This is a genomic window from Lentisphaera araneosa HTCC2155 (assembly GCF_000170755.1).
Lineage (GTDB): Bacteria > Verrucomicrobiota > Lentisphaeria > Lentisphaerales > Lentisphaeraceae > Lentisphaera > Lentisphaera araneosa.
The window spans coordinates 58,795-71,350 of sequence record NZ_ABCK01000012.1; the positions used below are offsets into that span (position 1 = coordinate 58,795).

Genomic DNA, 12,556 nt, shown 5'->3' on the forward strand with positions numbered 1-12,556 from the left:
CTCATCAGAAAAATACTTATCGAGAACATATGAAAAAAATAATCATTTACCTTTTGTTCATGACGACGCTCGTCGCTCAGGACAAACCCAATATCGTTTTTATTATAATAGATGACTTTGGCTATGCCGATAGTGAGCCCTATGGCGCAAAAGATATTAAAACTCCTGGCATCAATGAGCTGGCTAAGGATGGACTTAAATTTACAAATTTTTATGCCAATGCCCCCGTGTGTTCACCAACGCGCTGCGCTTTCATCACCGGTCGCTGGCAACAACGTTCTGGCTTTGAGTGGGCGCTTGGTTATGGCGGGACAAATTCTCAACTCAAAAACGGTCAATATGAAGCTGTTACGGACATTCATGGAATAGGGCTTTTACCTGAGAAAAATCATCTGCCTAAATTACTGAAAAAAGCCGGTTATAAGACGGGCGCTTTTGGTAAGTGGCACCTTGGATCACAAGATAAGTTTAATCCCATTCATCACGGCTTTGATGAATATTACGGACCACTTTTAGGGCACTGCGATTATTACACATACAAGTACTACGATGATACTTACACCCTTCGCGAAGGGGCAAAGGTGATTAAGGACTCCGGATATTTGACGACAAACATCAACGAACGTGCCGTAGATTTTATTGATAGGCATGCGGACAAACCTTTCTTCATGTATGTGCCTCACATGGCAGTTCACAGTCCTTATCAATCAGCAGATAAAAAGCCGAAGCAAATCACCAAAACTAACCTAAATGACGGTAATAGAGCAGATTATGCTGCCATGGTTGAAGAAGTTGACAAGGGCGTAGAAATGATCATTGCCAAGTTGAAAGAGAAGAAGATTTTTCACAAGACTTTATTTGTGGTCAGCAGTGATAATGGTGGGGCGCATTTCTCTGATAACGCACCGCTCTTTCACCGTAAGACCACTCTTTTTGAAGGGGGCATCAGAGTTCCTTGTATTATGCATTGGCCTGAAAAAATTGGTAAAGGTGTCGTTAGTGATCAAATCGCCATCACCATGGATTTGTCCAAAACATTTTTAGCTCTCGCGGGAATCGATGAGCCGTCCTACGATGGTATTAACCTTCTCCCTATGATGACAGATAAAAACAATAAGGTCGAGAGAACTTTATTTTGGCGCTCCAATAGTAAAGCCAGAAGGCAAAAAGCCGTACGCATGGGCAAATGGAAATATATCCTGGATGTAAACTGTGAGCTGCTTTACAACCTGGAAAACGATATTGCAGAAAACAAAAACCTCTTTTATCAACGTCCGGAAATCGTTCAGCAAATGAAGCAGAAACTAGCCTCATGGGAACGCGAAATGGATCAGCATCAGCCCCCATTCAAAGTTAGGTAACTTTTAGCTCGGGAGCGCCATAATAATTGAAAATGGACAATTGATAATTACGGATCATGCTGGGAGCGCCGATTGTCAATCGGCATTCAAACTGTAGATCAATCTAAAAGTGCATTTAATATTCATCCACAGATAAACTCAGATTCACACAGATAATAATGAAATATATAAGGTGTGTATTAATCATTACATTATGCAATTTTCTTTGCTTAAAATGACTTATTTGAATATTTATAAGCGGAGCCACCAAAGAGCACGAAAAAGCACAAAATTGCAGAATTCGCAATCATTAGAATAACATTATTTCGGTCGGACCTTCGGCCCTGGCTTTGTCCTTGATTTTTGTTTCGCGGGGCTTTGCCCCACGCTGGAATAGATCGGGCTTCCAGCCCTAAGGACCGGAGGCCCGTCCGATGATAGCATGCAGCGCCAGCTGCATGAACAAGTCGAAATTAAAGAGCAGGGCCGAAGGTCCGACCGAGTACAAAGTCGATATCAACCCTTCTATGTTGTGTAGTAAAGCCTTGAGCGAAGCGCTGCCTAAGAACGCAGTTATTTTAACTTTTATATCATTGCATACTCAGACCAATGGCGCTTGCACATGATAAAAAGATTAAACCTAAGCGAAGCGCTACCTAAGCGAAGTGCTACCTAAGCACGAAGTGCGCTTCCTAAGAAGGCTAATAAAAATCACAAAAAAATGGAAATAAAATTATAAATCTGTCATTTATTCAGTTTTCGCGATAATTGTGAGCTGAGAATAATTAGCGGTCTCATTCTTGAGTGTTGGGCCAAAAATAATAATTTATTAAAAACAGGTTACTGAATAGATGAGATCCAAAATCAATCGTCGCAATTTTTTACGTGGTTCAGGCGCAGCTATTGCCTTGCCAAGCCTAGCGTCTATGAATTTTAAAGCTTTTGGCAGTTCAAAATCGAAACAAACGAGCCCTGCCAAGCGAGCCATATTTATTAGCATGGGTTTTGGTGTCACCCAGGAAACCTGGTATCCCGACCAAGCACAGAAGGGAGCAGATTATAAACTTCCTGCCGGTTTGAAGCCTCTGGCAAAGCACAAATCAGATTTTACTGTCGTTCAAGGCTGTCGTCATGAACATCATTATGGTCCTCATAATGGCAGTACCAATTGGCTCACGGGTGCTAATCGTTATGCCATTCCGGGTCAAAATATGGCCAATAGTATCTCACTCGATCAGGTTATAGCTCAACAGCTGGGGCATGCGACGCGTTTTGCATCTTTGCCTTTGACGAGTTCTGACGTTAAAAGTGGAGGTCACGGACCGGGTCTCTCTTTATCCTGGGATGAGAAAGGTAAACCCATCGGCGGCACGAAAGATCCCCTTCAGCTTTTTCATAAACTTTTCTCGGCTGATGATACACCTTTGGAGCAACGTCAGGAAGCAATTCGCCACAACCAAAGTGTTTTAGATACAGTTTTGATGGATGCCAAGCGCGTGCAACGCGGTCTTTCTAAAGACGACCAGGATAAATTAGATGAATATTTTACAGGCATTCGCGATATCGAGACACAATTGAGAAAGGATGAAGACTGGCTCACTGTACCTAAGGTACAGGCTCCCATATCAGAGCCGAAGTCCGGTTTACAAGGTAAAGCTGAAATCGAAATGATGTATAAATTGATGAACGCCGCACTGCAGACCGACAGTACTCGAGCTATCACTTATCGACTTCCTGTCGGAAGCCTTTTAAAAAGTTTGGATATAGGTATGAACCCCCACACCCTGAGTCATTATGCACCGGGGGTACGCATGGAGGCATCACAAAAAAGAGATCAGGCCAACACAGCTTTACTGGCGGGTTTGATTGATCAGTTAAAAAGAACTAAAGAGGCCAATGGCTCCAGTTTATTTGATAATACCACGGTCGTTTTTGGCGGTGGTACAAGAAGTATTCACTACATCGATAATGTTCCAACGATTATCACCGGCCGTGGATCCAATCTAAAACTAGGTCAAAACCTGGTTCTTCCTGAGCATACACCACTTTGCAATGTCTGGCTCACTTTACTTCAGGGAATGGGCATTAAAGCCGCCAGTCACGGAGATAGTACGGGTGTTATTAAGGAGCTTCAGGCGTGAAGAAATTTCTCTCTTATTTAAGCCTAATGGGTGCCTTGAGCCTTCAGGCTGACAAAGCTGTTCTTCCTGAAAAAAACTTTGACTTTCTGGCTAACTACTGTCTCAATTGCCATGGCGAGGAAAAGCAGGAGGGTAATGTAAATCTCGAGGATCTGGAGTTTTATATTCAAAACCTCAAAGATGCCGAAACCTGGCAAAAAGTACTTCACAGTATCAATGCAGGTGAAATGCCGCCAGAAGATAAAAAGCAGCCGAAAAATCAAGAGAAAGCGGACTTTTTGGATGACCTGTCCAAAACCATGGTTGTTGCGCGTAAAGTCTTGTCCGATTCAGGCGGAAAGATCACCATGAGTAGACTTAATCGCCGTGAGTACCAGAATACAATTAAAGCTTTAACGGGTACGACTGTTGATGTGGAGCTACTTCCCACAGACGAAAGTGCCGGGCGCTTTGATACGGTTGGTTCTTCACTGTTTATTTCCAGTGATCAGTTTAAAGAGTATTTAAAATTAGGTAGTTTGGCTATTGATGAAATGTTTGCTCGTCAGTCAAATTCAGCAAGTAAAATTTCTCGAGTGGAGCCAGAGAAAGTTTATAATCCACAAGCAGACAAAGTGATTAAAAACGCTACATATCGCCAGGAGCAATTTAGAAAATGGCAAGTTGGTGTGGATAAGGCCGCCAAAGACCCTCAGAATAAAGAGATAGTTGAGAAAATTCTAAAGGGTAAGAAAAAAGTCACTGCAAGGACAATTTACTCAAGTGCCAACTTGTTAAAGGGGGCGCCCAATGCAAAGGACTATGGTTTTAAGGATGCTCAGCAGGCGTCCAGTGCTAACCCTGCAATTGATCGTGCCAACTTAGCTCTTTATAAGCATTTTGCCTCTTTGCCTCAACGAGATAGCGGCTTGTATTTAATGAAGGCGCATGGGATTGGACGCATCGATATCGGGTCAAGGAAATTGCAGCCAGGGAAATATACTTTGAGAATTCGTGCAGCAGCCCTTGATGATGCTCCTGCAGAAAGGCGCTTTATTGACATAGGTCATCCCCAGGTTGAAACAGGTCAGCAAAAAGGCATTCTTTCTGGAGCCCCCATTGCAACACGCCATGTAAACGGCACGATGGATTCGCCTGAGATTATTGAAGTCCCTATTGAAATAGGCATGAATACTACCAAACAATTTGCCGTGCAGGAAAAGCAACACAACGACAATCTTAAGGCTGCCTGGGGAATACATATTATCGAAAGAAAGAAAAATGGCTACGGTATTCCACCTGCTATTTGGGTTGATTGGCTTGAGTTAGAGGGCCCTCATAAAGAAGAGAGTCCCATGGACTGGTGGGTTGAGGAACAATCAAGTCTCACTGAAACGGAGCGTGCTAAAAAGATTTTGATGCGCTTTATTTATAAGGCCTTCCGTGGTCAGAAACCAAGTAAAGAATATTTTTATGCCTTGGTTAAACTCTTCGAAAAGAATCGTGCCGCAGGCGATGCTTTTGATGTAGCCATACGCGAACCCTTGAGCGTTGTCTTAGCTTCTCCCGGTTTTATCTACCTAAATGAGCCAAGTGTAGAAGAGGGACGCCGTAAACTAAATGATCGCGAATTGGCGATTCGTTTAGCTTATTTCCTCTGGAGCTCGCCCCCGGATAATGAACTCATGAGTCTAGCTGCAAAAAAGCAGCTCAGTGATCCCAAAGTCCTTAATCAACAAGTCGCCCGTATGATCGCTGATCCACGTGCAGATAAGTTTGTCTCCGGCTTTCTCCATCAGTGGCTGGACATGGAACGCCTCGATTTTTTTCAGTTCGACACCACCGTTTACAATGAATTCGACGAAGCCACTCGCGAGGCTTCCCGTAAAGAAGTTTACGAGAGTTTTGCCTACCTCATGCGCCATGAAACTGAAGGACAAATTGCTAATCTTCTCAATAGTGACTATGTCATTATCAACCCATTGATGGCTTCATATTATGGTGTTGAGGGTGTGACGGGCAATGAATATCGCAAAGTTAATTTACCCCAAGGTTCACCTCGAGGTGGCTTGCTCGGTATGGCAGCGATCAATGCCATGGGCAGTGACGGCATAGAAAGTAGTCCCGTGGAACGTGGTGCCTGGGTTCTGCGCCATTTACTCAATGAGCCTCCACCTCCGGCACCGGCTAATGTACCGCAACTTTCTGATGTGAAAGGGACAAACCTCACTACGCGACAAAAACTCATAGCTCACCAGGCAGAGCCGCAATGTGCCAGCTGCCACAGAAAGATTGACCCCATCGGTTTTGGTCTGGAGAATTTCGACCCCATTGGTAAGTGGCGTGAAAAGGAGTTTGCTATCAAACACGGTAAGTATAAAAGAAAATCCAAAGATGGTCATAAAATTGATACCTCTGGGGAGCTTCACAAGGGGCCGCAATTTGCCAATTACTTTGAACTGCGCGAGATCATCGCTAAGCGCGAAGCTGATTTTGCTAAAGGTTTCACTGAGCATCTTATCGAATACGCCCTGGGTCGTCCCTTCGGCTTTACTGATGAGGATCTAGTTAATGAAGTGCTGGCAAGCGCCAAAGAAAATGATTATCAGGTCAGCAGCTTTATAGAAGCTTTGGTAAACAGTGCGCCCTTTAAACAGAAATAATTTTGATAGTTGTGTGAAATAAGAAATAAATTTACTTGACTGGAGATGCTGGTAATTATTGCCATCATCGGAATCTTAATAACTATTTATGGTCAATATGTTACAGCAATTAAATGAAGGTAAATAACTAAAGTAGTTTGTGATGACCCCCATTTTTCAAATGGCGTCATTACTTAGTTCTGTTATAGGTTCATTTTTAATGATAGTATTACACTCGATCATTTCCTAAATTTTATCAAAAAAATGCATATTCACTACAGATGTAGCTTGCGCTCTAAAACTACAAATGTAGTATAAGCAATGAACTACATATGTAGTACCTATTAATTTTACTTAAATACATTTTTTTAAACACGGTTAAACAATAAAAAAAAGGACAGGAAAATGAAAAAGTTAACTATGAGAAAAAGCTTATGCCTTGTGACCTTAAGTCTATTTGTTGGAATGAGTTCAATTTACAGTAAAGAGACGGAATCTGTGAGTAAAGTCGATGACAGTTTCAAAGAAATTGATGGAGTTAAAATCAAAAATATATTTGAAAAGTACGCTAAGGAAATTGAGCCACTCAAGAATGGTCATGATCAAAAAATAGAGCTGAATCAAAACTTAGTTGCAGGGAAATTGTCGAGAGAGGAATATAATAATTCTCAAAAGCACCGTTTTGATTTAGGGGAATCTCGCGAAGGGCTGGGGGTTGCCTTTTTTCGGACCAATGAAGACACCTATGGTAAACTGTACTATACTTGGGGAGTAGGCCATAAATTGCATATTCAAGAAGTTATTGTTTACGATAAAAACTCTCAAGAGAAACAACTCAAGTCTTTAAATAATCTAGTGTTATCTCCAGCTGGCCATGTCGATTTAGACTCTGGATTTGGTTCAGGAATTCCAGGTTTAGGTAAAGCTGCTAAAAATGGTACCTATAATCCTGATATTCACTGTAGTTCCGGGGATGGAGTAGATGATGCAAGAGCTTACCTCAGAAGTACAGGTGGTGGAGTTCTAATGTTCCCTGTAAGTTTAGGTAATTAATATCCTCTCTCACTACATGTGTAGTTGAATTTTATTGCTACATGTGTAGTGTGATTCGTATCAGGAAATTCCTATCAAAAATGGACGCTTATATGGATAAAAAAAATCTCTCTGAATCAGAATGGACAGTTATGGAAGTCTTGTGGGAGCAGTCACCGCAAACAGCTAAGGATGTTAAGATCGCCTTGGAAGAGCCCAAGCAGTGGGCGATAAATACAGTGAGGACATTATTGACAAGGCTGGTCAATAAGGGCGCTCTTGAAACAGCAGACAATCAATCCGGTGTGACGACTTTTAAACCCTTGATCTCTCATGAAAATTGTATTCGCGCAGAAAGCCAGTCGTTTTTAAAACGCATATTCGGAGGGTCTTCCATGCCGCTATTGGTACACTTTTCCCAAAATGCCGATCTTTCAGAGGATGACGTTGAAGAATTAAAGAAAATTCTCGATGAATCGGTAAAAAATAAACAGGTTAATAAGGATAAATGATCAGAATGGTGAGTATAGCATGACAGTAATCAACGATCTGTTTGAATGGGTTGTGACATCCAGTCTGCATGGTTCCATTCTTATACTAACAATACTGTTAATACAAGGGATCTTTAAAAAGTGGCTGACGTCGAGCTGGCGCTATGCACTTTGGCTACCGCTCATCCTTACATTCTTTCTGCCAAAGTGGGATCTGCTTCCTAGTCATTATGGCGTTTCTATTGACTCAAAACCTGTGATAGTTCAAAATTCCATACAGCAATCTTTTTTAAGTCAAACAGATCAGCCGGACTCAGGTTTGGATACCAGGGCAGGGACTATTTCGAAACCAGTTAATGGCAAGGAGTCATCTCCGGGAGAGTCATACCTGCCACTAGTTTGGTTTAGTGTATCACTGCTTTTATCCATACTTGTACTGGGGTCCTTTTTCTCTATGAGACGTCAAATTCAGCTGAGTTCACGACCCGTAAGTCGCAAGCTGCTTCTCCGCATAGAGACATTATCAAAAAATATAGGTTTGCGTAACCCGCCCAAAGTCATTATTTCCCCGAGTGTCAATGGTCCAGCAGTCTGCGGCTTGTGGCGTCCGGCTCTGATGCTCAGTGAGTGGTTTGAAGATGAACTTACGGAAGAGGAACAAAATATGATCCTGGGGCATGAATTGATGCACATTCGCCGCTGGGACCTGCCGATAAACGCGCTCTTTTATTTTATTGTTATACTAAATTGGTTTAACCCTTTGCTATGGATTGCCTTTTATAAAATTGGCATTGATAGAGAAGCGGCATGTGATGAGCAGCTTATAGGCAGCTCACAATGGAGTAGCGTTGAGTATGGCAAAGTTCTCTTAAATATGAACTCAAAACAAAGCTTTAGTGGACTGGCTCTTGGTTTCGTGGGGATTCTTAATAATTCACACTCCTTGCGTTATAGAATTCGTCAGATTGCTTCGCAGCAGCAATTAAACTCTTCGTTTAAGCCATTTTTCCTTATTGTCATAGTCTTTTTTGTAGTATGGGGATTGGTCAAACCTAAACTCATTGCTGCAGAGCAAACTTTCAATTCAGAAAGTGTCATTGAGAGAATTTCACAGATGGGCAAGTCAAGTAGGAAGGATCAGGCTTTTATAAAAGGCCTTTTTCATAAGTACGCTAAGGAAATTGAGCCTCTTAAGAATAGTGATCAAAAAATACAACTTAATCAAAACCTGATCGCGGGGAAATTGTCGAGAGAGGAATATAATAATTTTCAAAAGCACCGTTTTGGTTTAGGGGAATCTCGCAAGGGGCAGGGCCTTGCTTTTTTTCGTACAAATGAAAACACTTATGGCAAACTGTACTATACTTGGGGCATAGGTCATAAAATACATATTCAAGAAGTCATCGTTTACGATAAAAACTCTCAAGAGAAGCAACTCAAGTCTTTAAGTAAGCTAGTGTTGTCTTCAGCAGGCCATGCCGATTTAGACTTAGCTTTGGGCTCTGGAATTCCAGGTTTTCGAAAAGCCGTTAACAATGGCACCTATAATCCCGATATTCACTGTAGTTCTTGGGATGGAGTAGATGACGCAAGAGCTTACCTCAGAAGTGAGAGTGGAGGAGTTCTTTTATTTCCTATTTGGACTCCAAATTAATTCGCTTAAGCTTCCTGTCTCAGCTAAAATGCCAGACATCAAGTTCCCCTTGTAAAGTTTAGGAAATGTCTATCTCAGGTGTCTAATCGGCATTATTGCAGAGTCCGCAAAACCGTGATTATAAATCCCCTTAAATGAATCTTTTTTCTTACTTTCTGTCATTTCATGAATTTTCATGATGATTACATTTATAAGATCCTCTACGTATATAAAATTTAGGTAAATGATGAAGCAAAAAATATTACTTCAAATACTTGTTTTTTTGGCCTTTCTATCGGCTATAAATACCACCATAGCTCAAGATAAAACAAAGCCCAATTTCATTATCATCTTTACCGATGATCAGGGCTATGCTGACCTCAGTTGTTTCGGCGGAACACATGTCAGCACACCTCGAATTGATCAGATGGCTGCGGAAGGCGCAAAATTGACCAGTTTTTATGTGGCGGCATCAGTGTGTACCCCCTCGCGAGCTGCCTTGATGACTGGGACATATCCCAAACGAATTGATATGGCTAGAGGTTCCAATTTTGTCGTTCTGCTGGCAGGAGACAAAAAAGGTTTGAATCCTAAAGAAATTACCATTGCAGAAGTTCTTAAAAATGAGGGCTATATAACGGGCTTATTTGGTAAGTAGCACCTGGGAGATCAGCCTGAGTTTTTGCCAACACGACAGGGCTTTGACGAGTTTTTTGGACTTCCTTACAGTCACGATATTCATCCCTATCACCCGCAACAAAAGCATTTCAAGTTTCCGCCTTTACCCTTACTTGTTGGGGAAGAGGTAATAGAAATGGATCCCGATGCTGATTATTTAACCAAGCGTTTTACCGAACGTGCGGTGCAGTTTATCGAAAAGAATAAGGATGAGCCCTTTTTTATCTACATGCCACACCCGATTCCCCATGTGCCGCTGCATGTTTCGCCCGCTTATATGAAGGATTTACCGGAGGGACTCAAAACAAGTTTAAGTAAAGAAGATAATTATATTGATTATACAGCTCGAAAGCAACTGCTATCTCGAGCCATTGCCGAGGTCGACTGGTCTGTGGGACAAATTCTTGATACTCTCAAAAAACATGGGATCGACGATAATACACTAGTGATTTTTAGCTCGGATAATGGTCCGGCACTAGGTAAAGCTACTCCCTTGAAGGGAAAAAAGGGGCAAACCTTTGAGGGCGGTATGCGCGTTCCCACTGTGATTCATTGGCCGGGGAAGATTCCCGACGGAATAGCAAACGATGAAATCATGAGCACTATGGATCTTTTGCCGACTTTTGCGAAATTAGCCGGTGCAGAAGTACCCTCCGATCGAGTGATTGATGGAAAGGATATTTGGCCCGTCATTAGAGGTGAAGAAAAATCTCCGCATGAGGCATTCTTCTATTATAAATCTAACAAGCTTGAAGCAGTGCGATCCGGCAAATGGAAGATGCACTTAAAAAAGCAGGGTAAAAAGAATAAAATAACAACGATTCTTTATGACCTGGAACAAGATATAGGTGAAACGAAGGATGTATCAAAAGCTCATCCTGAAGTGCTTAAGCTTTTACTCGCCTACGGCAAGGCTTTTGAGAAAGATTTGGAGCTGAATAAAAGACCGGCAGCTTTTGTCGAAAACCCTCAGCCACTGAAGAAAATTAAATAATAAAGACCTGAAATGAAAAATATACTATTCCTAATCATACTGACTTTAGCTACCTTAAACGCTGCTGATAAACCTAACGTTTTGATCATAGCAGTGGATGACCTCAATGATTGGATAGGTGTCATGGGTGGTCACCCCCAGGCAAAAACACCAAACATTGATCGTCTAGCAAACCGGGGAATGCTTTTTACAAATGCTCATTGTCAGTCACCTGTTTGTGGCCCTTCAAGAGGGAGCATGATGTCATCTCTGTACCCAAGTACCACAGGTATTTATTTTTTAGGCCCGGGTTTGAAAGATTCGCCAAAGACGAAAAATCATCTAGTCATGCCCAGTCGCTTTGAAGACGAAGGCTATCAGCTAAGTGCTGCAGGTAAGCTGTGTGGAGGCCGTGGGGAAAATAAAAAATATTTTAAGGAATACGGCGGTGATTTTGGTGGCTTTGGTCCTCTTCCTAAAAAGAAAATCTCTTCATTTCCAGGGATGAGATTGTGGGATTGGGGTGTTTACCCAGAACGTGAGGAGCAAACGCCGGACGCAAAAATTGCCGCATGGGGCGTGAATAAACTCACGCAAAACTACGAGAAGCCCTTCTTTATGGGTGTTGGGTTTTACCGTCCACATGTACCTCAATTCGCGCCACAGAAATGGTTTGATATGTATCCTTTGGAGACTATACAAATGCCAAAGATGAGGGAGGCTGATATAGCAGATATACCTCAATACGGCATCGATCTAACGCGAGAAAAACACGTAGCTCCCACTTATGAATGGGCTCTAAAAAATAATGAAGAGAAGAAGCTCGTACAATCTTACCTCGCTTGCGTTTCTTTTGTCGATGCGCAGATAGGAAAAGTTTTAGATGCCCTGGATGCCGGCCCCCACAAGGAGAATACTTTCGTCGTGCTCTATAGTGATCATGGCTTTCACTTGGGAGAAAAAGAACGCTATGCCAAGCGCAGCATTTGGGAAGATGGAACTCGTGTTCCTATGATTATCTCCGGCCCGGGACTTAAGCCTGGCGTAAGTCATAAGCCAACACAGCTTCTCGATATATACCCAACACTACTGGAACTCACGGGGCTTAAAGCCGACTCCAAACTTGAAGGACACTCCCTCGTAGCGCTTTTGCGAAACCCGCAAAGTGAATGGCCCCATTATGCACGTTCGAGTTTTGGACCGGGTAATTATGCCATTATCTCTGAACGCTATCGCTTTATTCAATACAATGATGGGTCTGAAGAGTTTTATGATCATAGCAAAGATACTCATGAATGGAGTAATCAGATCAATAATCCGGAGTACGCTTCTATTATTGCTAAGCACCGTTTACAGGTGCCCCGGGAGCGAGCTCCTATTCTCGGTGAAAATTGGACAGGTCATAAAGCATACGACGCAGCGGAGCAGAATAAGTAATTTGTACTTATGGGAGAGTCAAATAATTCGCTGTATGCCTTAGCCTTCACTCAGCTTATATTTTTATAGATAAGTAAAATTAAAAACTGATGCTTGATGGGCTTAAAATGAATCTTTCATTTAATTCTGTCATTTAGTAAAACCACAGGACAATAAAAGTTTGATAGTAAGTGATAATTCTCGTATTCCCGGGATGCAATCGAAGAGAAC

Annotated in this window: 7 protein-coding genes and 1 pseudogene; all 8 read left to right on the top strand. The window is 42.1% G+C overall.

Going from position 1 to position 12,556, the window contains the following annotated elements; genetic code table 11:
- Positions 1-29 precede the first annotated feature (29 nt).
- Entirely contained in the window at positions 30-1,361 is a 1,332-nt protein-coding gene (locus LNTAR_RS13125) for a sulfatase-like hydrolase/transferase (protein WP_007279193.1), read from the top strand.
- 830 nt (positions 1,362-2,191) lie between these two features.
- Complete coding sequence (locus LNTAR_RS13130) at positions 2,192-3,481, top strand: DUF1552 domain-containing protein (RefSeq protein ID WP_007279194.1); 1,290 nt, start codon at positions 2,192-2,194, stop codon at positions 3,479-3,481.
- Positions 3,478-6,123 (top strand): DUF1592 domain-containing protein, encoded by a 2,646-nt coding sequence (locus LNTAR_RS13135; RefSeq protein WP_007279195.1) that lies wholly within the window; start codon positions 3,478-3,480, stop codon positions 6,121-6,123. The genes LNTAR_RS13130 and LNTAR_RS13135 overlap by 4 nt, the downstream gene beginning before the upstream one ends.
- 384 nt (positions 6,124-6,507) lie before the next feature.
- Entirely contained in the window at positions 6,508-7,155 is a 648-nt protein-coding gene (locus LNTAR_RS13140; protein ID WP_007279196.1) for a hypothetical protein, read from the top strand.
- A 92-nt stretch (positions 7,156-7,247) separates the two neighbouring features.
- Positions 7,248-7,646: a BlaI/MecI/CopY family transcriptional regulator gene (locus tag LNTAR_RS13145; protein ID WP_040914933.1), complete on the top strand. Its 399-nt coding sequence runs from the start codon at positions 7,248-7,250 to the stop codon at positions 7,644-7,646.
- A gap of 19 nt (positions 7,647-7,665) precedes the next feature.
- Positions 7,666-9,279 (top strand): M56 family metallopeptidase, encoded by a 1,614-nt coding sequence (locus tag LNTAR_RS13150; protein WP_083800037.1) that lies wholly within the window; start codon positions 7,666-7,668, stop codon positions 9,277-9,279.
- A 226-nt stretch (positions 9,280-9,505) separates the two neighbouring features.
- Positions 9,506-10,930 (top strand): annotated as a pseudogene (locus LNTAR_RS27965) (sulfatase family protein).
- 12 nt (positions 10,931-10,942) lie between these two features.
- A complete protein-coding gene (locus LNTAR_RS13160; RefSeq protein WP_007279201.1) occupies positions 10,943-12,346 on the top strand; it encodes a sulfatase in 1,404 nt (467 codons plus the stop codon).
- Positions 12,347-12,556: the final 210 nt, after the last annotated feature.

Excerpts from the sequence above, each read along its gene's own strand:
- LNTAR_RS13145 (WP_040914933.1), top strand. The coding sequence starts at position 7,248 with ATGGATAAAAAAAATCTCTCTGAATCAGAATGGACAGTTATGGAAGTC.
- LNTAR_RS13130 (WP_007279194.1), top strand. The coding sequence starts at position 2,192 with ATGAGATCCAAAATCAATCGTCGCAATTTTTTACGTGGTTCAGGCGCA.
- LNTAR_RS13125 (WP_007279193.1), top strand. The coding sequence starts at position 30 with ATGAAAAAAATAATCATTTACCTTTTGTTCATGACGACGCTCGTCGCT.
- LNTAR_RS13160 (WP_007279201.1), top strand. The coding sequence starts at position 10,943 with ATGAAAAATATACTATTCCTAATCATACTGACTTTAGCTACCTTAAAC.
- LNTAR_RS13140 (WP_007279196.1), top strand. The coding sequence starts at position 6,508 with ATGAAAAAGTTAACTATGAGAAAAAGCTTATGCCTTGTGACCTTAAGT.
- LNTAR_RS13150 (WP_083800037.1), top strand. The coding sequence starts at position 7,666 with ATGACAGTAATCAACGATCTGTTTGAATGGGTTGTGACATCCAGTCTG.